A 25,438-nucleotide genomic window follows, 5' to 3' on the forward strand; every position below is an offset into this window, starting at 1 on the left:
CCTCTCAGTCGCGGAGTGCCCTCTCAGTCGCGGAGTGCCCTCTCAGCGGCGGAGTGTCTGCTCAGCTTCGCCGAGTCAGCTCTGGCGCGTGAGTGCAACCTGCAGTGCGCCGCTGCCATCACGCATCTCGAGGGTCGAGCCGCTCACCGTGTAGGTGGTTGCGGCGGCCAGGGCAGCCATGAACTGCTGGTCGATCGCGTCGAGTTCGGGTCCACAACTCATCTCGGTGATGGCGCCCTCGGAGATCGTGACCATGTCGCCGTCTGTCTGCCATGTCGCACTGAAGGAGTTGCATCCGCCCGTGCCGACGACGCTGCCGTCGTCGAGGAACTCGATCGTGGCGAGTCCGGTGTTGGCGTTGGTCTCCACCCCGCCCTTGCCGTTGTTGATCCCGGTGGCCTGCCAGGACGTACCCGCAAGGTCCTGGGTGACGGGCGCATACACCAGCGTGACCTGCCCGTCGTCGTCGAGCAGCCGCAGGATGTCGACGCCGCCCTCGTAGGCCACCGCGGAGCCGAGCCCGTCCACAACGGCCCTCTCCTGGTCCGAGGTCACGGGGTCTAGGCACCCCGCCTGCGTCATGGGGCCGAGTGTGACCATGAGCTCACCATCGGCGCCCTCCCAACGTCCACCGATCCGGTTGCATCCGGTCGAACCCGTGAGCTCGCCGTCAGCACCGAACTCAAGCGCCGCGTCGGCAACCGCCTCGTTGCTGCCATCCCACGAGGTGAGCAACCACGATGTGCCGGTCAGTCCGGCTGCGGGCTCAGTAGTCGGTGGCGCGCTGGTCTCGCTCGCCGGTTCGGGATCATCGCCGGCGCAGGCCGCGCCGAGAAGGACAACGGCGACGATCGAACCCACCGTGGCGAGGGGATGGAGTCTCATGGCCAGGACTCTAGGGCGGGGATCCGGCCGGTCCCGCGGGTCGGTCGTCGCTGAGCATGTCGGCCAGCATGCCGACCAGTGCTTCGTGCGAACCCAGGTGTGACAGCACCTCGATGCTGACCTCAGGATGATCGTCGGCAGCGACCCGGGCGATCGCAGGTATGTCGACCTCGACGTGGTTGCCCGGGTGCAGGAAGCACGGCAGGATCCGGACCGCCATGGCACCGTTGGCGACCGCGGAATCGATGGCCGTCGCGATGTCGGGATCCGCCATCTCGAGGTAGGCGGCCAGAACCCGGGCGGCATCGTCGCCCGCGAGCCTTGCCGCAACCGCGTCGACCAGCTGCTCGTGGGCGCGCTGAGCCGCCTCGTTGCGGCTGCCATGCGCCACGAGGATCGTGGCCACGGCCGGGGAGCCGGCTGGGGGTCTTGGCACGGAGCCACGGTACGGTGCGCTGCCGTGACGGACAATGCAGGCGAGGACGCAAGCCAGGAAGTGGGCGTCGGGCCGCATCCGCAGCCCTGGCCCGATGACCCGCGGCTGGCCCCGGAGCTGCTCGAGGCAGGAGACCGCCGCAACGTGATCGACCGGTTCCGCTACTGGCGCACGGAGGCAATCGCCGAGGAGTTGGCCGGTAGCGCATTCCCGTTCCACGTCGCCATCGAGAACTTCCGCCACGACATGAACATCGGAACGGTGGTGCGCAACGCCAACGCGTTCGGCGCGGCGGGGGTTCACATCGTCGGCAAGCGCCGCTGGAACCGTCGCGGGGCCATGGTCACCGACCGCTACCTCGATGTCCACCACCACGACTCGGTGGCCGCGCTCGGCGAGTGGGCCGATGAGGCCGCTCTGGCGTTGGTCGGGATCGACAACCTGGCGGATTCCACGCCGCTGGAGGGCGCGCCACTTCCGCGTGACTGCGTGCTGCTGTTCGGCCAGGAGGGCCCCGGCCTGTCAGCGGAGGCCCACGCCCTGTGTGCAGAGGTCCGTTCCATCACGATGTACGGCTCGACCAGGTCGATCAACGCGGGGGTTGCCTCCGGCATCGCGATGCACAGCTGGCTGGCAGCGCACGCGGGGCACCGGTAGGTCACTCAGCCGGCGTTGGCCACGGTGATGCCGACCTCCTGGCCGTATGCCAGCTCGAGGTTGTGGCCGTCGGGGTCGGCGATGATCCCCCAGTAGCCCACGGGCGGGCCCGCATCGAAGGGGCCGAGCGCGTCGAAACCCGCAGCGACAGCCCGTTGGAGTCCGTCGTCGACCGCCTGGCGCGACTCCACGCCGATCCCGAGGTGGGACCATCCGCCGAGACGGTGGTCGACACTGCGCTCCAGCAGCACCACCACGAATGGGCGGGTGCGGTCGGAGATCCACGCCACGCGTTCGCCGGGTTCGCCTCGCTCATGCACCACCTCCATCGACGCATACTCGGCGTAGAACCCGAGGCTCGCGTCCATGTCGCTCACCGGCAGCGCCACATGGGTCAGGCCCAGGTCGACCGGGTGCTCACCCGGGTGCAGGTGCTCGGGTCTGTGTTGCTGTTCGCTCACATGTCCAAGCTAGGCCGCACGTTGCGGGGCGAGGTGGAGGAATCCCTCCCAGATCTCTTCCCCGTTGGAGCGGCCGTCGAGGGCGTGGAGGACCTCGGCGCCGATGGTCTGCTCGAACTCGTCGCGCCGTGGGCCGATCGCGTCGGCGCGGGCCCGGTCCCAGATGGTCCGGATGATCTGACTGCCGGCGTGGTGGCGGCCGCTCGCACCGACGACGGTTCGGTCGCGCAGTTCGGTGAGCGCGGCTCGCAGGTACTCGACGTGTGGGGTCTCGTCCGCCCGGATGCAGCTCACGAGGAAGGCCGCCTGGCCCTCGCCGCCGACAAGGTCGGTGTCCGACAGGACATCCTCGGCCCACGAGAACGTGTGGAATGCAGAGATCTCGATCATCAGCAGGCGGATCATCCGCTGCAGCAGCATTTCGAGCACGGGGTCGACGTCGTCATCGAGCAGGCGCTCCGGTGTCGCCGCGGGCCCGGCGCCGCCGCCGGGGCCCACTATGCCCATGCGCTGAAGCATCAGCTGGGTCTGGTCTTCGGTGGCCGGGGAGTCGAACGCCACGTCGCGTGCCGCGAACCACATGTCGCGGTGGCCGGCCTCGGTGGGCGTGTCGCCGTCGCCACCCCAGCCCGCCTCGTCGCGGGCGTGGGCCTCGATCAGGCCCTGGTCGAGGTGCGCCAGCGCGGTGCCCTCGATGTCCTCCACGATCAGGGAGCGCAGGTCGGGCACCTCGGTGTAGCGCAGGAAGGAGCCGAAGCCCTCGACGGTGCCGATGCGCGTGAGGCTCGCAACGATCGGCTCGGCGACCTCGTGCTGGAGCAGGAAGCGCGTCTGGGCGACCGAGGGGTAGTTGGCGGGCCAGTCGTCGATCCCGATGTCGATCAGTGCGGTGTCGAATTCGGCTGTGTGGTTGCGCTGCCACGCCTCGATCGCAGGGGTGCGGTGCAGCGTGCGCGGAGACACGTAGCTGCCGTCGGAGGCGATACCGCCGTGGCACAATACGCCGCCCACGACGAGCGGTTCGGCCACCGGCGCGGTGGCGAGGAGTTCCTCCTCGGTGAAGGTCAACTGGTCGGTTCGCTTGGCATCCGGGCTCATGGCCCACCCCCTTGGTGACCCAAGACTAAGCACCTGCCCAGCGGGGCGGCCCGTGCAGTGCTGTGATATGCGCCCGGGTGGGGTGAAGCCCACGACTGCGTCGCTGGTACTTTCGGGCGCCATGTCAAAGCCGAACTCCCACAGCGTGCTCCCGACCAACCAGCTCGAGGGCAAGGTGGCGATCGTCACCGGCGCGTCGTCAGGCCTCGGCCACCGTTTCGCCGAGGTACTGCATGGTGCCGGTGCCCACGTGGTTGTGGCGGCGCGCCGCCAGGACCGCCTGGACGAGCTCGCGTCGGCACTGGGTGACCGGGTCACTGCGGTCGCAGCGGACCTGTCGGACACGGCACAGCGCGAGCGCCTGGTGCAGGAGGCCTTCGACGTGGCCGGCCACCTCGACGTGCTGGTCAACAACGCCGGCTACGGAACCCCGGCGCCTGCCGAAGAGGAGCCGCTCGAACACTTCCTGATGACTCTCGAGATCAACCTGGTGGCCGTGTTCCACCTGTCGCAGCTGGCCGGGCGGCACATGCTCGCCGCCGGGCGGGGAAGCATCGTCAACATCTCGTCGATACTCGGCATGGTCGGCTCCGCGCCGGTCAAGGAGGTGTCGTACTGTGCGGCCAAGGGTGGCGTGGTCAACATGACCCGCGCCCTCGGAGCGGAGTGGGCCCGCAAGGGTGTGCGCGTCAACTCGATCGCTCCCGGCTGGTTCCCCACCGAGATGACCCAGGAGCAGATGTTCGACGACGCAGCCGGGATGGACTTCATCAGCCGCAACACGCCCATGGGGCGCGGCGGCGAGCTGCACGAGCTGGATGGTGCGCTGCTGTTCCTCGCGGGCGACGACTCGACCTACGTCACCGGCCAGAACATCGCCGTCGACGGCGGCTGGCTGGCTCGCTGAACGGCTCGGCTCAGCCTGCGGCCGGGGAGCCCGCGAACGCCACGGGGTCACCCGGCTTGGGGTACGCGGGGCGATTCCATGCGAGCACCTTCGCCAGGTCGTCGGTGATCGGGCGCCACCGCGCGGGATCCCAGCCGTCGGCTTTGCCGACGATCTCCTGGTTGGTGCCGACCACCACGAGCGACGGGATCTGTTCCACTCCCAGTGCCTCGACCGCCTTTCGCTCAGGATCGGCGAAGGTGAGGTACTCCTCGGCCCAGGGGCCGAGGAACGTGAGCGCATCCTCTTGGGGACCGGTGACCAGCCACGCCACACGGCAGTCGGCCTCTCGCAGCTCACTGAGGATTCGGGCCGCCGTGCGCAGCAACCAGGCGCTCTCGTCGGTGTACGGGTCGATGACGACCGCCACCAGGTGGAACAGCTGGGTCTGTTCGGCAAGGGTCAGCGGTTCTCCGCCGACCGGGTGCAGCTCTACATCGGTGTCAAGTGCCACGCGCCGAACTTAGCGCGGGCCCGCCGTTGCGCTGTAACGGCCACAGAGCGCCACTGCCACGACCTACCATTCGGCCGTGCATCCGATCGAGCGGCTTCGATACGTGGCCAGGGCCCAGGGAGTGCCGGGCGACGTGCTGGCTGCCGAGGCGACAGCGGCCCTCATGACGTTCTCCGAGGATCCGGCGGCCCTCGTGGCCGGCTGCCGCCGGGTCTTGTCGCGTCAGGTTGGCTGTGGCCAGCTCTGGTGGGCCTGTGCACGCCTGCTCACCTCCGAGCGGGTCCACGAGGCTGCCCGGGCCACCATCGAGGCGCTCGAGGGTGACACGACAGGCGCAGCGTTGTCGTTGTCGCTCGACCTGGATCCTGACTCCGACGCGGTGCAGCCGATCGTGGTCGACGCTCATGCGATCGGCGACGGCGGCGCCATCGTCGACGCCTACGCGGCCGAGGACCTCGATGCCCCGTTCGACGACGACCACGCACCGCAGCGCTGGCTCGTGGCCGGCGTGGGCGTGCAGCTGAGCGCCCCGATGTGGGGGTCGCTGGTGGAACACTGGTCCGCTGAGCCACGATCGGGTGAGGACCTGGTGCCGCTCGATCGCTTCACGCACTTCGTCGGCCCCGACGGGCCGTTGCCCCTCGTGGCCCTCGGTGAGCCCGATTGTCCGGTTGCTCCGGAACTGTTCCGCCTCGTCGGCTGAGGTGGCCCGGTCGGCCTGCACGGCCGGCGTGTGCACCGGCCCCGACGGCGTCGCTTGTCAGCGGAGCCCGGCGGGGCTCTGGTACCTTGCCGCCCCATGGGTGAACTGATCGACTTCCCTGTCAACGGCTCGACCTGCCCGGGATACTTCGCTGTGTCAGCCACCGGCTCCGGTCCCGGCGTGCTCGTGATCCAGGAATGGTGGGGTCTCGTGCCGCACATCACCGATGTGTGTGATCGCTTCGCCGAGGCCGGGTTCACCGCCCTCGCACCGGACTTGTACCGGGGTGAGACCACAACCGAGCCCGACGAGGCCGGCAAGCTGATGATGGCCCTCAACGTCGAGGCTGCATCCAAGGACATGGATGCCGCAATCGACTACCTGACCGGCCGCGACGAGGTGAGCTCGCAGCGCGTCGGGGTGATCGGGTTCTGCATGGGTGGTGGTCTGGCCCTGGTCGTAGCTGCCAATTCGGCGTCGAAGGTGGGCGCGGTGGCGCCGTTCTACGGCCTCATCCCCTGGGAAGACGCAAAGCCGGACTTCTCAGCAATCGAAGCGCCCATCCGGGGGCATTTCGCCGAGCTCGACGGCTTCTTCGGACCCGAGGCCGCCGCAGCCCTCGAAGAGGAACTGAGGGGGCTCGGCAAGGACGCCGCCATCACCGTCCATGAGGGTGCCGACCACGCCTTCTTCAACGACACGCGACCCGATGTCTACGCGGAGCCAGCCAGCCGGCGCGCCTGGGACGAGACGGTCTCGTTCTTCCGCGAAGCCCTGGCCTGACCACGCGTGGAGGTACACCGCCACCGCACGAGCGTCGACGCGGCGGAGCCCGAGGCGATCTCGGTCTCCATGCGCGCAACCGCCCGCGGGTTCGCGTGGCGAATCGCCAACACTTCCGCGGCGACAGCCGCCGTCAACTCGGTGACAGCCGCTTGCACCATCGAAGGGATTTCGGGGCGCCTTCGGATGTACCGAAATGGGTGGCAATCGTGGAGCGAGACCGGTGTGGCCACCCTCGGGGTCGATACCGATCCAGCGCTCACGCCGGGGGCCCTCGAGTTGCAGATCATGTCGCACCACGCCGACAGTTCACTGCCTGCTCCGGGTCGCCTGCGCTCGGAGATGGTTACCGTCGTGAGCGACGATCGCGGCGCCGTGCTGGCCGGATTCCTTGGTGGAGACCTGCACGAGGGAACGATCTGGCTGGCGCATGGACCCACGGGCCAGGAACTCCATGTGCAGGCCTTCCTCGGCGGCGCCGAGCTGGCCCCGGGCGAGGAACGGGACCTCCATGAGGTGCGCCTCGAGACAATCGGCGACGCCAACGATGCCCTGGCTGACTGGGCAGGCGAATACGGCCGCCGATCCCTGGCCAGGGTGCGCGCTCCATACCAGCTCGGCTGGTGCTCCTGGTACCACTACTTCGAGCATGTACGCGAGATCGACATGCGCGAGAACCTGGCAGCGGCATCCGACTGGCCAATCCAGGTGTTCCAGCTGGATGACGGGTTCCAGTCTGAAGTCGGTGACTGGCTGAGCACCGACGAGACCTTTCCCTCGGGTCTCGGTGCGATCGCCTCCGCAGTCGACCGCGCAGGGATGCGCCCCGGCCTGTGGCTGGCCCCGTTCCTGGTGGCGCCGGGCTCGAGGCTCGCGCAGCGCAACCCCGACTGGATCGCCCGGTACGCCGACGGTACGCCCCTCATCGCGATGTATAACGACCACTGGGGTGGTTTCGTGCACACGCTCGACACGTCGCGCCCCGACGTGCAGGAACACCTCGAGGGCCTTGCCCGGTCGGTCGTCCAGATGGGGTTCACCTACCTGAAGCTCGACTTCACCTATGCGCCCGCGATGCAGGGCATCTACTCCGACGCCTCGATGACGCCGGCGCAGCGTGTGCGTGCCGGTTATGACGCGATCCGCCGGGGTGCGGGCGACAGCGCGTTCCTGCTCGGCTGCGGTGCGCCATTGGGTGCGACGGTCGGTGTGGTTGACGGGATGCGCATCGGCGCCGACGTGGCGCCGTGGTGGTCGCCGCTGCGTGACCTCTGGGACGTGCCCGGCTACATGGGCACGATCCCCGCGACGGTCAACGCGTGGCGCAACACGCTGAGTCGCTCATTCATGCACCGCAAGCTCTGGCTCAACGACCCGGACTGCCTGATGCTCCGGCACACCGACACCGACCTCGACGAGGGTCAGGTGCGTGCGTGGGCGATGGCGGTGGCGGTCAGCGGTGGCATGGCGGTCATCAGCGACAACCTGGCCACGCTCGACCGGCGTTCCGCTGCCCTGCTCGATGAGGTCCTGGAGATCGGTGCCCGTTCCGACGCTGCCGCCGCCGAGGGTCACGCGGCGCGCTGCAATGACCTGATGGTGTCGCCGCTGCCCACGCGCCTGAGTGCGGCCGGAATGCTGCTCGAAGGGGAGCCGGAGCGCGGCTTCGTACGCCTCATTGCCGAGTCGGGCGACGTCTCGGAGTGACGCATTGCGCGTAGTCGTCATCACCAACGACCTGCCGCCCCGCGTGGGGGGCATCCAGTACTACGTCGACCAGCTCTGCCGGGGCCTGTGCGCCACCGGAGACGAAGTGGTGCTCTTCGGTTCCAGCTCGCCGGGCGACCGTGAGTTCGACGCCTCGGCGCCCTACGGCGTCGTGCGCGAGCCCACCTCGATCCTGTTGCCGACCCCCCGGGTGCGCCGCCACGCCGTGCGCCTCACCGAACACATCGACGCCGACGTGGTCGTGTTCGGCGCAGCGTTCCCCCTGGGAATCCTGGCCGACTCGATCAGGCGCGCGACCGGAGCGCCGAGCCTCGCGTTCACGCACGGACTCGAGGTCTCCGCCGTGCGAGGGCCTGGGGGACGGGCCGTGCTCAACCGGATCGGCAACGGCCTCGACGCCGTCACATACGTGTCGGGCTGGTGTCGCAGCCACCTGGAGTCGGCATTCGGCCCCAACCCGGTGCACTCGATGCTCCCGCCGGCAGTCGACGTGGCCGAGTACCACGCCGGCGTCGACGGGTCGCTGGTGCGGCAACGATGGGGGATCGGTGAAGACCCGCTCGTGGTTTGCGTGTCGCGGCTGGTGGAACGCAAGGGCCAGGACCGCCTGATCGACTCGCTGGCTCAGTGGCGTTCCAGCACGCCGGGGACTCGGCTCATGATCGTTGGCGACGGACCGCACCGCAGCGCGCTCGAACAGCGCGCCAGCGATGCCGGGGTCAGTGAGCACGTCGTGTTCACGGGCCAGGTGCCAGAGGACGAACTCCCTGCGCACTTCGCCGCCGCCGACGTGTTCGCCATGCCCTGCCGCGAACGCATCGGCGGATTCGAGGTGGAGGCCTTCGGGATCGTGTTCATCCAGGCACAGGCGGTGGGGGTGCCGGTTGTGGCCGGGGCCATCGGCGGCGTGCCCGACGCCGTGCGCGATGGCGAAACGGGCCTGCTCGTGGACGGCACCGACGGAGGCGCAGTGGCCGACGCCGTGGAAGCACTGCTCACAGATGGTCCGAGGCGCGAGGAGATGGGCCGCTCCGGGGCGGCCTGGGTCGCGCAGCGATTCAGCTGGGCGGAGCGCACGCGGCAGCTACGGGTGCTGCTCTCGGACCTGGCCGGCTGAACCAGCCTCCGGCGTCAGGCGCCGAGCTTCGCGAGGGACGCCTGGAAGTCGTCGATGGAGCGGGTGTCCCCGAGTCCCCCGGTCTGGTGGACGTCGGCCACCTTGCCCTCGGCGTCGATCATCACGGTGGCCCGCCACGCGCAGCCCATGTCCTCGTTGAACACGCCGTAGGCGGAGCACACGGCGCCGTGGGGCCAACCATCGGACAGCATCGGGAACTCGTAGCCCTGCTGGCGGCGCCACTCGGCGAGCGACGGGTGACGGTCACATCCGATCATGATCACCTGCACACCGGCGTCGGTGAACTGCGAGTAGTTGTCGCGGATCGCGCAGAGCTCTCCCTCACAGCCGCCGGTGAACGCGAACGGTATGAACACGAGTGCCACTGGCTTGCCCTCGTAGTCGGCCAGGGAAACCTCGCTCTTGTCGGTGTCGGGCAGGGTGAACGCGGGCGCCTCGGCGCCGATCTCGATGGTCATTGTTGCGGGGTCTCCTGGGTTCGCGTGCTTGTGTGCATGAACCCTGTCAGCCGAACCGCCTGGTAAGCCAGTCGACGAGGATCGCGTTGACCTGCTCGGGGCACTCCTGCTGCACCCAGTGGCCCGCACGCTCGACCATGTGTGTCTCGAGGTCCGAGCACACGTTGCCCATGTTCGCGGCCAGCGCCGGTGGCAGGGCGGGGTCCCACTCGGCGGTGATCATCAGCGTGGGGATGCCGAGCGGCATCGTGCCGGCCTCCGGAAACGCCGCGGCGTTGGCATCGAGGTTGCGGTACCAGTTGATGCCCCCTCCGAAGCCGGTGCGCTCGAAGACCTCGACGTAGTGGTCGACCTCCTCGGGTGTCGCAATCGGATCACCCATCGGCTCCAGTTCATCGATCCGTCGGAACGGGTTGAGGTCCATGCCGCCGTCGCGGGCAACGCCTGCCTCCAGCAACTGGGCCGGGTCCACACCTCCGACCATGAGCTTCTCGAACATCGTCCTCGCCCTCGGGTCCATGACCGACTCTGGTTCCTCCGGGCGTTGGAACCAGAGCATGTACATCTTCTCGTCGTCATCGAACATGGCCCGCAGCATCTCGGTGGGCGGGAAGGGTGTGTAGGGCGTGCACACACCGACGACGGCCTCGACCCGGTCGGGGTGCAGCGCTGGCATCGCCCAGGCCACGAAACCACCCCAGTCGTGGCCGACGAAGATGGCCTTGTCGATCTCGAGGGCGTCGAGCATGTCCGCCAGGTCCCCGCAGAGCTGGCCCAGGCCGTAGTTCCCGGCGCCCTCGGGTGCCGATGACGCGCCGTAGCCGCGCTGGTCGGGCGCGATGGCACGGAACCCGGCGCCGGCTACCGCCGGCAACTGCCGGCGCCACGAGTATCCGAGTTCGGGGAATCCGTGGCAGAACACGACCGGCGGCCGTCCTTCACCACCCCCTGTGTCGTGCACTGCGAGGGTAATCGGAGGTTCGGGAGCGCCATCGGGGTCGTATGAGCCGCCGAGCTCGACCATCACGGCGTCGGGGAACTGCGTGCCGGGGGATTCAGCCATGGCGGCACCGTATCCGCCTCCTCCCGGCCCTGCCGACTGGCCGTTCGGGCGGAAGGTCATGGCCCGTCCGGGATGATCTACCCATGGGGGGTCCCTGGGTTTCGGGCCGTTGCTCGCGTACCGTCGAGGTGTGGCCCGGCTCCCCCGAACCCTCGTGCTACCCCTCGCCCTTGCGGCGCCGGCTGCCCTCTGGCCCACAGCCGCACTGCAGGCCGATGAGAACGGTTTACCCGAACCCACCCCGGTGGGGATGTCAGCGGTCTCGCCGGTGCCCGCGGGAGGTCCTGCTCCTGACCCCGTGGCTCCACCGTCCGGACAGGACAGTGAGGCCGCTTCGGCCGAAGCGATCGAGGACCTCGAGGCACAGCCGGACGCCGTGCAGGTGGCCTGCGCCGAGGAGGGCGACGCCGAGGTTTGCATGCGTCGCCGCACCGCCGGTCAGAAGACTGCTGCTTTCGACCTAGAGGAGGCGGGGCTGATCGACTCGGGACACGCAACCGGCGCCGATGTGCGCGCCGAGCAGGTGGCCCCCGAGTTGCTGGCCGTGTCGGCGGTCGCCCCGGAGTACATCCCCCCTGTGTGCGAAGGCACGGGCTCGGGCATGTGGCGGGTGCAGCCGGTCTATGCACACACCTCGGCAACGGCCGATTCCGCCCAGGTTGCGAAGATCGCTGCAGCGCTCAACAACATCGACTGGGCATTCACGCAGTCGGCAGCCCGCACCGGCGGCGACCGGCAGCTGCGCTGGGTGACCGACCACGGATCTGCCGATTGCCGGCGCCTGCTGAGAACCGCGAACATCGGAACCGGGGGGGCGGCCAGCTACGACGGCCTGATGGATGAACTGGTGGCGCTAGGAGCCGTCACGCCGCAGGGCGGCTCCGACAGGGTCAAGTACATCGTGTTCACCGAGGGCTCCATCAGCCCCGACCGGCCGTCCACCTGTGGCCTGGGGGAGGCCTGGACCGACGACCGCCCGTGGGGTCCCGGTGACCAGGTGGCCAATCCGAGCAACCTCAACCAGTACACGTCGCGAGCTGCAGTAGACGAGCGGTGCTGGGAAATCAACGGCGGCGGGTCAACGTCCGCCCACGAGATCATGCACACGCTGGGAGCGGTTCAGGAGACGGCACCCAACGCGGGCAACCACGGTCACTGCCACGACGAATACGACCTCATGTGTTACGGCGAGGACCTTCGCTACGAGTGCCCGACGGTCACCGACGACGCGTTGTTCGACTGCGGCAACGACGACTACTTCAACACCGACCCCCTGCGTGGCAGCTACCTGTGCGACTACTGGAACACCGCTCGCAGCAGCTACCTCGTGGGCCACGACGACCAGCAGTCGGTCCACGCGGTCGCGTCGGTGACTGCGACCGACACAGGCAACTCGCTGCGGGTCGACTATGGCCCCACCCGGTCATGCCAGGACGCCGACTTCTACCGGGTGCAGGTGGCCGGCGTCGGGTCGGTCGACACGACCGGGCTGGTGGCCAACTTCAACGCCGTGCCGGGCACCTACACCGTCACGGTGACCCCCTGGCGCAACGGTTCCCCCGGTCCATCAAGCCAAACGCAGGTCGCGGTGAAGACCACCGTCCAGGTGGCCGGCGCCGGCGCAACCAACAGCCTGCCCTATGGCGGGATCGTCCTTTCGGCCACAGATGGGCGCGGCTACGGGATGCTTGCATGGGCGCTCGACCCCGAGACCAATGCCCCGGTCCGCACCCGCGTGGTGATTCCCGGGGTGCTCAACCGCGAGTTCGACTGGAACTACTGGTGGGCCGACATGCCCGCCTTCACGGGCACCAACCGCCACGAGTCGCTGGTGGTCCTCGCGCAGCTCCCACCCGGAACCCATGACGTGTGCTTCGACGCACTGGATCCGCAGACCGGCGGATGGACTCGCCTCGACTGCCGCACCCATACAGTCAAGTAGGGCACGGTCAAGTAGGGCACAGTCACAGGCAGGGCACGGTCAGGCAGGGCCGGCCGGGAGCGTCACTCCCAGATCGACGTCCAGACGTCGCCCAGCCAGTTGCCGATGGCACCACCGAACAGGATCGCGACCACCGAGGCCGACACCACGAGCACGCCCATGACGATCCACGTTGACAGCGGGATCTTGCCGTCCTCTGGAATTCCGGGGATGCGCCGTCGGATGGCGAGGATCGTCCGCTCCGCCCACGCGAAGGGGAGCAGCGAGAGGCCGAAGATGATCACAAGCCAGCCCGGCCCCGGAAGTGGCAGAAGCGCGATGCCCAGGCCGATGACGACGAAGCCTCCGACTGCACGGATCGTGCGGCGTATCGCCCCGGCCCGGGCCTCCTCGAGGGTCTCCTCCTGGCGGCCGGTAGCGATCTCGGCTTCGAGTGCCGCTTCGGCGAGCGTCTGGCCGGCGGATCGGAGCGGGTGGCCGGGGTCGGGTTCATGCGCCGGCACCTCGGGCGGGTCCGGGGGTGGCGGCGCGTCCACGCGGTCTTGCGGATCCGGCGCGGGACCGTCGCCCGGATCGGTGAAGTCGTCCTCAGAGCTGCTCACCCGGCCCAGTGTCGCACCTCCGGGTGGTCGTTCGCGCTACCGCGCGCCGGCGTCGAGTTCCTCGGCCACGCCGTGCACGATCGGCCTGAGGCTCTCGTCGACCTTCTCGATGTGGCCGTCGAGTTCGTCGGAGAACCGGAGTCGCTCGCGGTCGGCGACGGCGTCGGCGGTCGGCATCCACGCAGAGTGCAGCACCACTGGCACGCACTCACCGTTGGGGCTCGACAACGTGGCGACAGGTCCAGCCGACACCTTTGCCGCATCGAACACCTCGACACGGAAACCGCTGTCGTTGAGCACCGGCATGACCACGTATCCGTCATGGCCGCCGGGGTGGGACCCTGCGTAGCGGCTGCGGTCGGGATAGGTGCCCGAGGCGTTGGGATCGCGCGGGGCGAACGACGGGGAGGTGATGTGGTCGTTGGTGTCGCCGTACTCCCAGGTCCCCTCGATGTCGAGCGACCCGCGGTGCAGCGAAGCCAGCACCCCGGGCGTGTCCTCGGAAGGCATCGGATCGAGGCGGTCCCCGTAGTTCTCGACCGCGCGGTGGGTGACTGCGCCCGGCCGGAACCCCTGGTAGGCGATGTGGTGCAGCGTGGGTGCACGCAGCGCCTCGCTCGACCAGTCCATCGCGGAGAGCTGCAGGTTCCAGGTCCACTCCGGGTCGCGGAGCAGCGCATCCTGTCGCGATGTGCCTGATTCGGGGTCGAACACGACCTCGGAGCACGAGTTGGCGGCCATGGCGGTGTTGTAGAAACCGACCAGCGCCGGGTCGATCGGGTCGCCGTTGGCGTCCAGGTCACCCGCCTGGAGCTTGTAGCCGAGGTCCATGCGGTCCATGTGCTCGAAGATGATCGAGATGCCGTCGGCATCGCCCCACCTGGCGTAGAAGTGACCGGTGGTGGGCGCCACCCGGGAGGTGACGGGCACGAGCGTCTGGCCGATGGGCGTGGACTCGATCGCTTCCTTGCGCAGGATGTAGACCGCAGCGTCGTCATCGATGGTGACCGAGCGATTCTCGCCCGACATCTCCCCGAGATCGGTCTTGAAGTTGCCGGAGTCGATGAGCACCAGGAAGTTCTCGGTCTGGGTGATCGTGTGGGAACCGCCGAACACGGCGCCGCCCTCGACCGGCCACACCTTCACCTCGGTGCCGTCCCCGCTGTACTGAACGACATGGAGCATCTGGGCCCCGCTGGCGATGTCGAGCCCGAGCTTCACGGTCCACAGGCAGTCGCGGTCGGGGTCTACCACGGGATGCGCAGATGACAGGTAGAAGGGCAGTACGCCCCCCATGTCGATGCTTGGCTCACCCCAGCTGTCGCGGTGGCCGATCTCTCCGAGGAAGTCGAGGGTGTTGGGGTCGACCTCGGCGGGCCGACCGACGTCCCAGGTGGCGAACAGCCGGTCGCCCCACGGCAGCGGGGCGGTGTTGGCCTGGTTGGGCGGACCGAAGGGTGAGGTGTAGCCGGTGGGTCCGGCATTGAAGTGCTCGGGGGCAGCCGCCAGTAGCCGTTCCGACGGGCTCTCGACGACCCGGGTGCGCCATGCCCACCGATCCGACGCTGCGCCGTTGGTGCCGGGCCGCAGGGACAGTTTGCAGACCGTTCCCGAGCCGAACAGGGCGTACGGGAGGCCTTCTTCGATCCGCGGGGAGCTCAACACGAACTCGCCGGCCAGGTCCTCGGGCCACTCGCCGGAGGTGAGCTCCAGGTCCATGTCCTGGTGCTGGGTGCTGGCTATCGATCGCGGAACTGGCATCTTGGATCCCCTCGGAGGTTGACGGTGTTAACCGGGGCCACATTCAATCACGCCCACAGAGGTGCGACACGCCCGCACGCTGTGCACTAGAACGGGTCCCATGGGTGAACAGAGCACACAGAGCGGGTCGGCCCGGGGGGCCGCTGGACAGCCCGGCGTGACTGCGCCCCCCAGCGGCAAGCCCGATGGGGGGGCGCGCCGATGGGCGGTGTGCGCCTCGGTCACCGATGAGCTGCTCAACGACCTCGCGCTGATCGGACTGGGAGACGGAGTCGCTCTGGAGGCGGTCGAGCACGAGGTCAACCTGCCCGCGATGGGTGAGGTGCGCCTGCGGCTGGCACTCACGGTCACCGCTGTCACGTTCGACCTCCGCCCGGATGACGACGGGCGCGCACGAGTCACCGTGATCGGTGCCGGCGATGTGTCGGTGAAGGGATCCGACTACGAGGGCGACACGATTTCGGACTCGGCCATGGGCATGGAGACGCCGCCTGCGCCGCTCCCGGTGTCGCTGACGGCCCTGGCCGATCCGTACTTCGAGCTGCGCGACGACCACACGCTCTCGTTGGGCCTCGACCTGCGCGATGCCACGCTGGTGTCGCTCGATGTCGACCACGAGGCCGAGCTGCCCGACGGGGTGGAAGACGACGCCTGGACCGGGGTCCTGCAGATGACCTCAATGATGTTCAACATGATGGGCCACGAGCTGTTCGCCGGGCTGGGTGAGGCGGTCGGCTCGGTTGGCCTCGACCTCGGTGACGACATCGGCATGATCCTCGCCGACCTCGGTGTGGAACCCGGCGTTGCCGATGCCACCGTCGGCTCCGGCGTTCTCTCCATCGGCCTGCCGGCCGCCGGCCATGTCGACGGCCGTGCCATGCCCGTCCCGGTTGCAGGGCGCCGGCTCGGGGTCAGCCTCGCAAGCTCGGGGATCGACCGTCTCGCCGGTGGCCTGTTCGAGCGCGCGGTGGGAGGTCTGCCGTTGCCGTTCGAGCTGGAGCTCGACCTCGGTGAGCGCAAGGTGGGCGGAGCGCTTCGCCAGCCGCGTGTGATCTCTGACCGGTTCCCCGACCTACGCAGCACGGTTCACACCGATGTGGCAGTGCGGCTGGCGCGTGGGCGACTCGAACTGGCCGTCACAGCGGCTTGGCTGGAGCTGCCCGGAATCGTGCCGTCGTTCGTCAACCGGCTCAACCGCAAGCTCGGGAATCTGTGGTCGATCGCACCTCTGAGGTTCCGGTTCCCGGCCACCCTCCAGGTGCCGCTCGTCCCGGGTAGTGATGACACGGTCGGCGTACGCGTCGATGACCTGAGGGTGTCGCCCGACGGCGTCGGTGTGGCGCTGGCCCTCGCCTGAACGCCGGAATAGACCGCCGCGCGGATCAGTTGACACCAACATGCTCTCTACTGGTGACAAAGTCACTGACTTCACACTCGAAGACCAGGCCGGCGAGGCCCGCTCTCTTTCATCGCTCCTCGAGGCCGGCCCGGTGGTGCTGTTCTTCTACCCGCGGGCCATGACCACCGGGTGCACCAGGGAGTCATGCCACTTCCGTGATCTCGCATCCGAGTTTGCCGACGTGGGCGCAACCCGTGTGGGTATCTCCGGTGACTCCGTTGACCGCCAGGCCCGGTTTGACGAGAAGAACGGGCTCGGGTTCCCGCTGCTGGCCGACCCCGCACGTACGGTGTCCAAGCAGTTCGGCGTGAAGCGACCCGGTCCGCTCGGCTACAAGCGGGCGACGTTCGTGATCGGCACCGACAGCCGGGTGCTCGGCGCGTTCACGAGCGAGATGAACATGGAGGCCCACGCCGATCAGGCGCTCGAGGTGCTGCGCAACGCCACCTGAGTGGCCGGCGCCCCCTAACCTGCCCGGATGCTGTTCGACGGAACGCGTCCCTGGCTGGATCCGGCCGCCACAGGCCTCAACCGGCTGCCGGTAAGGCCCGCCACGGTACCGTGCCCCGATGCCGTCACTGCGCGACGGCTGGATCCCGCCGAGTCGCCCTGGTGGCTGTGCCTCGACGGCACCTGGGAGTTCCGGATGCTGGCCGGTCCGGGGCAGCTCACGCGGGGTCACCTGGGCTCCACGTCCGCCCCGGACAGCATCGACGTGCCTGGAGCATGGACCACCCAGGGCTTCGGCAACCCGCACTACACGAACGTGGTGATGCCGTTTCCCGGAGAGCCTCCGTCGGTGCCCGACGACAATCCCACCGGGGTGTACCGCCGCGAGGTGAAGGTGCCGCGCGGCTGGGCCGGCCGTCGCTGCGTGCTGCGCGTGGGTGGGGCCGAGTCGATGGTGTTCGTGTACGTCGACGGGGAGGCTGTCGGCTATTCAACCGACTCCCGACTGCCCGCCGAGTTCGACCTCTCGCCCCACGTGCGCGCCGGTCACAGCCACACCCTTGCGCTCGTGGTCGTCAAGTGGTCGGCACAGAGCTGGGTGGAGGACCAGGACCAGTGGTGGCACGGAGGGCTTCAGCGCAGCGTCACGCTGCACAGCACCGCCGAGTCGCACCTCGCGTCGGTCGCACTGACCCCCGGCCTCGTGTCGCTGCCGCGCGCAAGCCGCGCAGCGGTTGGCAGCCTGGCGGTGGAGGTGGCCGTGGACGGTCCGGCTCGCAGCGAGCCGGGTTGGAGCGTCGAGGTCCGCGTGGAGGGCCGGCGCCGAAACCTGCTGGCAGGGACCGGTCGGGTTGCTCTGCCGCACTGGGACGACACCTCGAAGCTGGCTCAGCTCGGCGGAGCCATGTTCACCGAGCCGGGCACCCTGCGAACCACTCTGGAGGTGCCGGAGGTGGAGCCGTGGTCGGCCGAGTCGCCGGTGCTGCACACAGCCCTGGTGGTGCTTCGTTATCCCGATGGTGCGGTCGTGGAGGTCAACGCGCTGCGAACAGGCTTTCGCAGCGTCGAGGTGGCGGATCGCGAGCTGCGGGTCAACGGAGCGCCGGTGATCATCCGCGGGGTCAACATCCACGAGCACGATCCGCTACGGGGACGGGCTGTGAGCCGGGACCAGACCCGCCGCGACCTGTGCATGATCAAGGCCGCCAACCTCAACGCGGTGCGGGCGGCGCACTATCCCCACGACGAGCACTTCGCGGAACTCTGTGACGAGCTGGGGCTCTACGTGGTCGACGAGGCCAACGTGGAGAGCCACGCCCGCCAGTGGTCGCTCTGCCACGACAGCCGTTACGTGCGCACGATCACCGAGCGGGTCGAGCGCATGGCTCGCCGCGACGTGCACCACCCGAGCGTCATCCTGTGGTCGCTCGGCAACGAGTCCGGCTACGGGCCGGCCCACGACGAGGCGGCTGCCTTCCTGCGGCGCTTCGACCCGAGTCGGCCACTCCAGTACGAGGGGCCCTTCATGTACGACCTGGATGCGGAGGCGCCCGTGAGCGACGTGGTGTGCCCGATGTACACCTCGCCCAGCGAGATCGTTGACTGGGCAGAGCGCGCCCGGGACCCGCTCAGGCCGCTCATCCTGTGCGAGTACTCCCACGCAATGGGCAACGCCTGCGGTTCCCTGCACGAGTACGACGACGCCTTCGAGTCCCAGGCCGGGTTGCAGGGCGGGTTCATATGGGAGTGGGTCGAGCACGGTCTGGCCCTCGGGGAGGACCGGGGCCCCGACGGTGCGCCGAGCTGGGGCTACGGAGGCGACTTCGGCGACGACCCCGAGGAGGGCAATTTCGTGCTCGACGGCCTTGTGGGCGCGGACCGTGAGGAACGGCCGGTACTCACCGAGGTGCGTTGGCTGGGCCGACCCGTGAGGTGTGTGCAGAGCGAGGTGGCGGAGCGCTCGGCTGCGCTCACGCTCGCCAACACGCGCTGGTTCACCGACACCTCCGACCTCGTGGCGGACTGGGAGCTGACAGCCGACGGCGAAGTTGTCGCAGCCGGTGACGTGAGCGGCAGGCCGATCGCCCCTCGTTCACAGCGCACGGTGAAACTCAGGTGGCCGGCGTCGGCCAGTAGGCGCGGTGCCGAACACCACCTGACGCTGCGGTGGCGCCAGCTTCGGGCCACACCATGGGCACCCAAGGGCGCACTGGTGGGTTGGGAGCAGCTCGAGGTGCCGGTGGCCGGTCCACCGGTCAGCCGCAGCGGTGACGATCAGGTGGAGCACGCGTCGTCGCGCCGTGTGCGCCGCGACCTGCCGGCCGGTTTCGAGACTGAATGGACGCCCACGTTGTTCAGGGCGTTGACCGACAATGACGGGATCTCGCAGGGTTGGATGCGTGGCCTCAACGGGTCGCTGAATCGCTGGGTCAACGACCTCGGCCTCGACCGCTGCCGGTGGGAACCGGAGGCCGGGGAGCTGCGGCCCGCAGTCGATGCACCACCGATGGGGGTGGACCTCGAGGTCGAGGAGCTCGTGGACTCGTGGCATCGGTACCGCTTCGTGTTCGAGCTGCCGACAGAACTGGCCGACCCGCCCCGGCTCGGGGTCGTGTGGCGCTTGCCGGCGGCACTGGACCAGCTGAAGTGGTTCGGTGACGGACCCGCCGAGTCGTATCCCGACCGTCGTTGCGGCGCCTTGGTGGGACAGTGGAGCTCCACGGTGGCGGATCAGTACGTGGGCTATGGCATGCCCCAGGAGCACGGCCACCACACGGGCATGCGTTGGGTTGCGTTGCAGGGCAGCGGCGTGGGCGTGCTGGTGGGCAGCAATGGCACCGGAGGCTTCTCGGCGCGGCACCACAGCGACTCCGAGCTCTGGGAGGCCCGCCACACAGGTGAGCTGGCCGGCGCCGCAGATGCAGCCTCTACATGGCTGGCAGTCGACGTGGCACAGCGCGGTCTGGGTCAGTCGTCACTTGGTGAGGAGACGCGTGCGAAGTACCGCATCGCCGCCGGTAGCCACACCATGGACCTGCTGGTGCGCGGGCTGGGCCCGCGCGAAGACCCGGCGGTCGTGTGGGCAGGGCGGCCGCGCCTCAGAGGGGCTGGCCGATCCTCTCGGCAGCCTCGCTGAGCTCGCTGCGGAAGTCAGGGTGGGCGATGGCCACCAGGGCCTGCGCACGCTCGGTCACGGTGAGTCCCGACAGCTCCGCGGTGCCGTACTCGGTGATGATGACGTCGACCTGGTGGCGCGGCGTGGTGACTGTCATCTCTGGCGCGAGGTTGCCGGTGATGCGGCTCGCCCGGCCCTCGGAGAGAACGGAGGACGATCGCAGGCAGAGCAGGGACCGGTCCTCGACCCGCAGCCCTGCGCCGGCGAGGAAGTCCTCGTGGCCGCCGGTGCCGGAGTGCTGCTGGCCGCCGATCGTGTCCGCTGCCACCTGGCCGTAGAGGTCGACCGCGGTCGCACCGTTGATCGAAACGAAGTGGTGGTTCGCCGCGATCTTGCGGGCGTCGTTGACGATGTCGACCGGCAGGAAGCGGACCTCCGGGTTGCCGTCGAGCCAGGTGTAGAGCTCGGGCGTGCCCGCAGCGAACGTGGTGATCGAGTAACCGTCGTACTCGCCCTTGTTGGAGTTGGTGACCTTGCCGGCCTCGTGCAGCTTCATGAGCCCGTTGGTGAACATCTCGGAGTGGACTCCGTAGCCACCGCCCGGGCCTTCGGCCAGCAATGTGGCGATCAGTGAGGGAATCGCACCGATTCCGGTCTGCAGTGTTGCCCCGTCGGGAATGAACGCACGGGCGTGTCCTGCGATGACGCGGTCGGCATCAGACCCTGCCGCGTCGGGCAGGTTCACCGGCTGGCCTTCGCTCTCGAACGCGATGTCGACCTCGTCGAGGCTCAGGCTGTGGGTGTGCTCCGGCGGGAGACCCAGCGTGCGGGGAAAGTGCTCGGAGTACTCCACGATCAGCAGCCGGTCGGGGTCGGCCGCGCAGCGGTGGAGCTCGTCGACCGTGGCCCCCGCGTGCAGCGACAGCGACATTTTGCCGTCGGCGTCGGGTGGAGCGGCGGCGGTGGCCATCACCCTTGGAGCCAACTGCTGCACGATGGGTCCGAAGCGGCGGAAGTCGGCCGGGACGTAGTCGATGTCGGCGCCCGAATCGCGCAGGAACCGCTCGGCTGGGCCATAGAAGCCGCTGCGGTAGCGAACGTTGGGTTGGGTGAAGATCGAGTAGAGGTCGGTGAGCAACGCCCCGAAGACCTGCAGGTCCACCCAGTCGTCGCGGTCACCGAGTGCGTGGAGAAACGCCGGCGGGTGGGCAGGTCCGAGCCCCAGTGCAAGTACGTCGGCGGAGCCGAGTGCTGCAACTGCCTCGGCGGGTGAGTCGACCGTTTTCGCCACTATTGTTCGCTCCGTCCGTTGGGGCCCGGTGTCGGGCCGTTGCACGGCGAACGTAGCGGACCGACACGGAGGATACGTGTGAATCTGGCCAATGTCTGGGAGGCAGTCGCGGACGAACTCGGTGAGCTTCCTGCCCTCGTGCACGCAGAGCAGGCGACGAGCTGGGCCGATTTCGAACGACGCTCGGCCCGGGTCGCGGCACACCTCGCCTCGGCCGGCGTGGGCGCGGATTCGAAGGTGGCGTTGTACCTCTACAACTGTTCCGAGTATGCCGAAGCCACGTTCGCGGCATTCAAGCGCCAGGCGGTGCCGGTCAACGTCAACTACCGGTACCTGGCCCACGAACTCGAGTACCTGCTCGACAACTCCGACGCCGAAGCCGTAGTGGTTTCCGCCGAGCTCGTCGAACGGCTCGCCGAGGTGCTGGTGAACGTGCCAAGGGTGTCGACGGTCCTCGTCGTCGGCGCCGAGCGGGGAACAGACCTGCCCGAAGGGATGCACAGCTTCGAGCAGGTGGCGACGTCAGGCACTCCGGCCACGCGGGTCGAGGGTGAGATGTCACAGCTGTGGTTCCTCTACACCGGCGGCACCACGGGGATGCCCAAGGGCGTGATGTGGCCACATTCCAGCCTGCTCACTGCGTCGGCTCCCACGTTCAGGATCGTGGGCGCTGACGTGCCGACCACGCCGGCGGAGGCTGCCGAGGCCGCCAGGCGGTTCGCCGACGCGGGCCGCTCGGTGCGGATGCTGGCCGCCGCGCCGCTCATGCACGGCACTTCGGGCATCCCGATGATCGGCGTACTCAGCGCGGGCGGCACGATCATCACGCTCACGTCGCACTCGCTCGATGCAGAGGAGCTCTGCGCGGCGGTGCAGCGTGACCGGCCCGGTCAGCTCAACATCGTCGGCGACGCGTTCGCCAAGCCGATCGTGGCCGAGCTCGAGCGGGCAAGGGCTGTCGGCAAGCCGTGGGACTTCTCATCGCTCAAGGTGGTCGTCAGCTCGGGCGTGATGTGGGCACGAGAGACCAAGGAGGCCCTGCTCGAGCACTGCGACGCCGCGCTCGCGGACCTGCTCGGCTCTTCGGAGGGGTTGGGTATCGCAAGCTCCGTGTCCAGGCGCGGTGCGAGCACCGCCACCGCGAAGTTCACGCTGGGGGACAACGCCACGGTGCTCACCGACGACGGCCGCGTGGTCGAGCCCGGCTCCGGCGAGCAGGGCGTGCTGGCGGTGGGCGGCCCGATCCCGGTCGGCTACTACAAGGACCCCGCCAAGACGGCCGCGACCTTCCGCGAAGTCGACGGCAGGGTCTGGTCGGTGCCCGGCGACCACGCAACCGTGGAGGCCGATGGCACGATCACGTTGCTCGGGCGTGGATCGGTGTGCATCAACACCGGCGGGGAGAAGGTGTACCCCGAGGAAGTCGAAGAGGTGCTGAAGGAGCACGAGGCCGTGCACGACGCGAACGTCGTGGGCATCGCCGACGACAAGTGGGGTCAGATGGTGTGCTCAGTCGTGTCGCTGGAGCCCGGCAGCGGTGCCGATGAGGCCGATCTGCAGGCGTGGTGCAAGCAGGAGCTTGCGGGCTACAAGTGCCCCAAGGTCATCGAGGTCGTCGATTCGGTACAGCGCGGCCCCAACGGCAAGCCCGACTACAAGTGGGCGCGTTCGGTGCTGGCCGCGGCGGGCACGGGTGAAGCCGGCTGACGCGGACGCTTGATGGCCTGCCGCGCCGACTCAGACGAAGGCGTGCTCCAGCTCGGCGACGCGCCGGGAGACGTCGTCGAGTGGAACCGGCTCGGACAGCAGGAATCCCTGTGCCAGATCGCACCGCATCGAGCGCAGGGCCGAAAGCGTGGGTTCGTCGGCGACGCCGAGGGCGGTGACCTCGATGCCGAGCTGGTGGCAGAACTCGATGGTGGACTGCACCACCGTGGCGTCCGCCGGAATCGATGTGAGCGTCGCGATGTAGCTGCGGTCGATCTTGAGCCCGTCGACCGCCAGATCCGACACCGTGGAGAGCGAGGTGTAGCCGGCGCCGAAGTCGTCGATCACCACGGCGAGGCCGATCGAGCGCAGCCGCTCGACGAGCTCTGCGCCCCGAAGTGGGCTGTCGGTGAGGGCGGTCTCGGCGACTTCCACTTCCAGGCGTCCGGTGACATCGATGCCGTCAGCGTGCAGCAGCCGGATGAAACCGTCGAGGTCCTCGCCGTTGCCGAAGGCCGACAGGTTGATCGCCACCTTGAGCCCGTCGTGCAACCCGCTGAGCGCGTTGGCGGCAGTGGCCGCTTCGCCGATCACCCAGCGGGGGAGTGAGTCGACCACACCCGACTGGCTGGCGAGTTCGAGCGCTGACAACGAGTTGTCGGCCGATCCGCCCCAGCGCAGGAGAGCCTCGACCTTGGCCACGCGGCCTGTTCGCAGGTCGATGATGGGCTGGTAGCGCAGCTCCATGTCGCCCGAGCCGATGCTGTCGCGGACCTGGTGGAACAGCCCGCTCGGGAGCTGGCGGCCACCCTCGGAGTGAAGTGCCCAGGTGCGATCCTCCGCGGCGGCGCGCCGGGCTGCGGATTCGGCATCGCGCAACAGGCGCTGTGGAGCGTCGCTCGTGGCGGCGGCGGAACCGCCCACCACTGCGTCGACAGCCACCGCATCGCCGTCCACATCGAAGGCGATCGCGAGCGCTGCTGCAGCGGTCTGTGCAAGGCCCCCCAGCTCGTCGGCGTGTGACAACGGCGGAGGCAGCACGGCCAGCCGGCACTCGCCGACGCGGGCGATGAGCGCCCCCGGGGTCATCGTGCCCTCGAGGCGGCGGGCGACCTCGCGGATCATCTGGTCGTCGGTATCCGTGGTGCGCATGTCGACGGCCAGCATGCCGATCGTGGCCGCCTCGCCGTGGGCCAGTTCGACCAGGCGGTCCTCAAGCATCGCGAGGTTGGCCAGGCCGGTGCGCTGGTCGTGCAGGGCCCGGTGGCGCAGGTGCTCCTCGAGCTCGGCCTGCTGGGTCACATCGCTGAGGCGCAGGGCCACCGACCCGTCGGACAGCCGGCTGAGCTCGGCATCGAGGAGGCGGCCGGGGAACTCGGCCATCTGAAGGCGCCCGAACTCGATCGACTCGCCGGTGTGGGCGACGTCGAAGGCAGAGTTGCGGATCAGGTTGAGCGACACGTCGCCGAAGATCTCGTCGAGCAGCCCGACGCTCTGGCGGCGGATCAGCTCCGCAGCGGAGCCGTTGAGGTCGATCACCGACACGGATGCGAGGTGGGCCTGGTCCTCGAGGGTGAGTATCAGCAGTGCGTCATGCGATTTGTCGAGCAGTTCCTCGGCCCGCCGACGGCGGCTGCGTGCAGTGGTGTCGTTGGACACGTCGACCAAGGTGAACGTGAGCGGGCGGTCGGGGCCCGAGTCCTTCACCCCGAAGCGGAACGAGTGGTAGGTGCCGTCGGCATGGCGCAGGCGTACCACCGCGGCTTCGCTGGATGGGTCACTCGCCGCGGTGCGGAATTCGGGCAGGTCCTCGACGTGCACGATTGCCCGCAGTGTGCCCGGGGTGAGGAACGCCGCTGGATCCCAACCGAGCAGATCGAGCACGGACCGTGACATGTGGTGGTTGTCGGCGCCCGCGGCGGTTTGCTGCACGAGAACGACTCCGGAATCGGTGAGGCTCTGGTCGTATGCCGACCTGACCGAATCGAGGTGCCGCGCCGCCGTCCGCCTTCGCATCAAAGGGAATCCCACGCCGGTCACAATAGGTCGTGGACCGGGTCCCGGCCGAGTTATGGGGCGACTTGTCGGCAGGGTCCACCGGCGCCGCGGGCCGGCCGGATAGCTTTTTGGTGCGGACGGAATCCGGGGCCATTCACGCGCACAGGTGGCCCAATGAACAAGATCGTCCAACTCATTGCCGTGCTCGCCGCTTCAGTGGTCGTGGTGGCGCTCTGGCGCAGCCCGGCCGCTGCCGCAGGTGATGTCGGCGAAGTGATCGGCTGGGCAGCAGGGCTGGTACAGGAAGCGGTCGGACGGTTCGCCGACTTCCTCGCCGAGTTCTGACCCATGTCCGGTCAACAA

23 protein-coding genes are annotated in these 25,438 nt (G+C 68.8%); 12 read left to right on the forward strand and 11 right to left on the reverse strand.

What is annotated here, in order from left to right; all coding sequences use genetic code 11:
• Positions 1–75: 75 nt before the first annotated feature.
• Both GY812_00010 and GY812_00015 read right to left on the reverse strand, forming a co-directional pair.
• Positions 76–885 (reverse strand): META domain-containing protein, encoded by an 810-nt coding sequence (locus GY812_00010; protein MCP4433867.1) that lies wholly within the window; start codon positions 883–885, stop codon positions 76–78.
• Between the two features lie 10 nt (positions 886–895).
• Positions 896–1,291 carry a cobalamin biosynthesis protein CbiX gene (locus GY812_00015; GenBank protein MCP4433868.1) on the reverse strand — a complete coding sequence of 132 codons (396 nt, stop codon included), beginning with the start codon at positions 1,289–1,291 and terminating at the stop codon, positions 896–898.
• Between GY812_00015 and GY812_00020 the strand changes: the two genes are divergently transcribed.
• On the forward strand, positions 1,268–1,978 hold the full coding sequence (locus GY812_00020; protein MCP4433869.1) for an RNA methyltransferase: 711 nt from the start codon (positions 1,268–1,270) through the stop codon (positions 1,976–1,978). The genes GY812_00015 and GY812_00020 overlap by 24 nt on opposite strands.
• A gap of 5 nt (positions 1,979–1,983) precedes the next feature.
• Here GY812_00020 and GY812_00025 read toward each other — a convergent pair whose 3' ends face one another.
• The gene (locus GY812_00025; GenBank protein ID MCP4433870.1) at positions 1,984–2,346 is read right to left on the reverse strand and encodes a VOC family protein; all 363 of its coding nucleotides are present in this window, start codon (positions 2,344–2,346) and stop codon (positions 1,984–1,986) included.
• Between the two features lie 102 nt (positions 2,347–2,448).
• Positions 2,449–3,537, reverse strand: a complete 1,089-nt coding sequence (locus GY812_00030) for a hypothetical protein (protein ID MCP4433871.1) — start codon at positions 3,535–3,537, stop codon at positions 2,449–2,451.
• A gap of 121 nt (positions 3,538–3,658) precedes the next feature.
• Between GY812_00030 and GY812_00035 the strand changes: the two genes are divergently transcribed.
• Complete coding sequence (locus GY812_00035) at positions 3,659–4,444, forward strand: SDR family oxidoreductase (GenBank protein ID MCP4433872.1); 786 nt, start codon at positions 3,659–3,661, stop codon at positions 4,442–4,444.
• 10 nt (positions 4,445–4,454) lie between these two features.
• Here GY812_00035 and GY812_00040 read toward each other — a convergent pair whose 3' ends face one another.
• Entirely contained in the window at positions 4,455–4,937 is a 483-nt protein-coding gene (locus GY812_00040; GenBank protein ID MCP4433873.1) for a hypothetical protein, read from the reverse strand.
• Positions 4,938–5,013: 76 nt separating this feature from the next.
• On the opposite strand from GY812_00040, the gene GY812_00045 reads away from it, so the two are divergent.
• The 4 genes from GY812_00045 (at position 5,014) to GY812_00060 (ending at position 9,268) form a co-directional block, all read left to right on the forward strand.
• Positions 5,014–5,640, forward strand: a complete 627-nt coding sequence (locus tag GY812_00045) for a hypothetical protein (protein ID MCP4433874.1) — start codon at positions 5,014–5,016, stop codon at positions 5,638–5,640.
• Between the two features lie 96 nt (positions 5,641–5,736).
• Entirely contained in the window at positions 5,737–6,423 is a 687-nt protein-coding gene (locus GY812_00050; GenBank protein MCP4433875.1) for a dienelactone hydrolase family protein, read from the forward strand.
• Between the two features lie 6 nt (positions 6,424–6,429).
• Positions 6,430–8,130 (forward strand): alpha-galactosidase, encoded by a 1,701-nt coding sequence (locus GY812_00055; GenBank protein ID MCP4433876.1) that lies wholly within the window; start codon positions 6,430–6,432, stop codon positions 8,128–8,130.
• Between the two features lie 4 nt (positions 8,131–8,134).
• A complete protein-coding gene (locus GY812_00060; GenBank protein MCP4433877.1) occupies positions 8,135–9,268 on the forward strand; it encodes a glycosyltransferase family 4 protein in 1,134 nt (377 codons plus the stop codon).
• Positions 9,269–9,282: 14 nt separating this feature from the next.
• Here GY812_00060 and GY812_00065 read toward each other — a convergent pair whose 3' ends face one another.
• Both GY812_00065 and GY812_00070 read right to left on the reverse strand, forming a co-directional pair.
• Positions 9,283–9,747 carry a redoxin domain-containing protein gene (locus GY812_00065; protein MCP4433878.1) on the reverse strand — a complete coding sequence of 155 codons (465 nt, stop codon included), beginning with the start codon at positions 9,745–9,747 and terminating at the stop codon, positions 9,283–9,285.
• 46 nt (positions 9,748–9,793) lie between these two features.
• On the reverse strand, positions 9,794–10,810 hold the full coding sequence (locus GY812_00070; protein MCP4433879.1) for an alpha/beta hydrolase: 1,017 nt from the start codon (positions 10,808–10,810) through the stop codon (positions 9,794–9,796).
• Positions 10,811–10,940: 130 nt separating this feature from the next.
• On the opposite strand from GY812_00070, the gene GY812_00075 reads away from it, so the two are divergent.
• The gene (locus GY812_00075) at positions 10,941–12,752 is read left to right on the forward strand and encodes a hypothetical protein (GenBank protein ID MCP4433880.1); all 1,812 of its coding nucleotides are present in this window, start codon (positions 10,941–10,943) and stop codon (positions 12,750–12,752) included.
• A 62-nt stretch (positions 12,753–12,814) separates the two neighbouring features.
• Here GY812_00075 and GY812_00080 read toward each other — a convergent pair whose 3' ends face one another.
• On the reverse strand, positions 12,815–13,354 hold the full coding sequence (locus GY812_00080) for a hypothetical protein (protein MCP4433881.1): 540 nt from the start codon (positions 13,352–13,354) through the stop codon (positions 12,815–12,817).
• Positions 13,355–13,390: 36 nt separating this feature from the next.
• Entirely contained in the window at positions 13,391–15,115 is a 1,725-nt protein-coding gene (locus GY812_00085) for a carotenoid oxygenase family protein (GenBank protein MCP4433882.1), read from the reverse strand.
• A gap of 157 nt (positions 15,116–15,272) precedes the next feature.
• Here GY812_00085 and GY812_00090 point away from each other — a divergent pair, with 157 nt between their 5' ends.
• Genes GY812_00090 through GY812_00100 form a run of 3 tightly spaced genes read left to right on the forward strand, consistent with a single transcriptional unit; the run spans position 15,273 to position 20,100 of the window.
• Positions 15,273–16,472, forward strand: a complete 1,200-nt coding sequence (locus GY812_00090) for a hypothetical protein (GenBank protein ID MCP4433883.1) — start codon at positions 15,273–15,275, stop codon at positions 16,470–16,472.
• A gap of 40 nt (positions 16,473–16,512) precedes the next feature.
• On the forward strand, positions 16,513–16,965 hold the full coding sequence (locus GY812_00095) for a peroxiredoxin (GenBank protein ID MCP4433884.1): 453 nt from the start codon (positions 16,513–16,515) through the stop codon (positions 16,963–16,965).
• Positions 16,966–16,992: 27 nt separating this feature from the next.
• A complete protein-coding gene (locus GY812_00100) occupies positions 16,993–20,100 on the forward strand; it encodes a DUF4981 domain-containing protein (GenBank protein MCP4433885.1) in 3,108 nt (1,035 codons plus the stop codon).
• On the opposite strand, the gene GY812_00105 is transcribed toward GY812_00100, so the two are convergent.
• Positions 20,063–21,370, reverse strand: a complete 1,308-nt coding sequence (locus GY812_00105; protein ID MCP4433886.1) for a 4-hydroxybutyrate CoA-transferase — start codon at positions 21,368–21,370, stop codon at positions 20,063–20,065. The genes GY812_00100 and GY812_00105 overlap by 38 nt on opposite strands.
• 72 nt (positions 21,371–21,442) lie before the next feature.
• On the opposite strand from GY812_00105, the gene GY812_00110 reads away from it, so the two are divergent.
• On the forward strand, positions 21,443–23,077 hold the full coding sequence (locus GY812_00110) for an AMP-binding protein (GenBank protein MCP4433887.1): 1,635 nt from the start codon (positions 21,443–21,445) through the stop codon (positions 23,075–23,077).
• Positions 23,078–23,107: 30 nt separating this feature from the next.
• Here the strand turns inward: GY812_00110 and GY812_00115 are convergent, their stop codons facing one another.
• Positions 23,108–25,093, reverse strand: a complete 1,986-nt coding sequence (locus tag GY812_00115; protein ID MCP4433888.1) for an EAL domain-containing protein — start codon at positions 25,091–25,093, stop codon at positions 23,108–23,110.
• Between the two features lie 156 nt (positions 25,094–25,249).
• Here GY812_00115 and GY812_00120 point away from each other — a divergent pair, with 156 nt between their 5' ends.
• Positions 25,250–25,420 carry a hypothetical protein gene (locus GY812_00120; GenBank protein ID MCP4433889.1) on the forward strand — a complete coding sequence of 57 codons (171 nt, stop codon included), beginning with the start codon at positions 25,250–25,252 and terminating at the stop codon, positions 25,418–25,420.
• Positions 25,421–25,438: the final 18 nt, after the last annotated feature.

The sequence above is a fragment of the Actinomycetes bacterium genome (assembly GCA_024222295.1).
GTDB lineage: Bacteria > Actinomycetota > Acidimicrobiia > Acidimicrobiales > Microtrichaceae > JAAEPF01.

Bases quoted from the DNA above. Each gene is read 5' to 3' on its own strand.
- GY812_00035 (MCP4433872.1), top strand. From the start codon at position 3,659: ATGTCAAAGCCGAACTCCCACAGCGTGCTCCCGACCAACCAGCTCGAG.
- GY812_00120 (MCP4433889.1), top strand. From the start codon at position 25,250: ATGAACAAGATCGTCCAACTCATTGCCGTGCTCGCCGCTTCAGTGGTC.
- GY812_00100 (MCP4433885.1), top strand. From the start codon at position 16,993: ATGCTGTTCGACGGAACGCGTCCCTGGCTGGATCCGGCCGCCACAGGC.
- GY812_00095 (MCP4433884.1), top strand. From the start codon at position 16,513: ATGCTCTCTACTGGTGACAAAGTCACTGACTTCACACTCGAAGACCAG.
- GY812_00065 (MCP4433878.1), bottom strand. From the start codon at position 9,747: ATGACCATCGAGATCGGCGCCGAGGCGCCCGCGTTCACCCTGCCCGAC.
- GY812_00010 (MCP4433867.1), bottom strand. From the start codon at position 885: ATGAGACTCCATCCCCTCGCCACGGTGGGTTCGATCGTCGCCGTTGTC.
- GY812_00050 (MCP4433875.1), top strand. From the start codon at position 5,737: ATGGGTGAACTGATCGACTTCCCTGTCAACGGCTCGACCTGCCCGGGA.
- GY812_00085 (MCP4433882.1), bottom strand. From the start codon at position 15,115: ATGCCAGTTCCGCGATCGATAGCCAGCACCCAGCACCAGGACATGGAC.
- GY812_00115 (MCP4433888.1), bottom strand. From the start codon at position 25,093: ATGCGAAGGCGGACGGCGGCGCGGCACCTCGATTCGGTCAGGTCGGCA.
- GY812_00070 (MCP4433879.1), bottom strand. From the start codon at position 10,810: ATGGCTGAATCCCCCGGCACGCAGTTCCCCGACGCCGTGATGGTCGAG.
- GY812_00025 (MCP4433870.1), bottom strand. From the start codon at position 2,346: ATGGACGCGAGCCTCGGGTTCTACGCCGAGTATGCGTCGATGGAGGTG.
- GY812_00020 (MCP4433869.1), top strand. From the start codon at position 1,268: ATGCGCCACGAGGATCGTGGCCACGGCCGGGGAGCCGGCTGGGGGTCT.
- GY812_00030 (MCP4433871.1), bottom strand. From the start codon at position 3,537: ATGAGCCCGGATGCCAAGCGAACCGACCAGTTGACCTTCACCGAGGAG.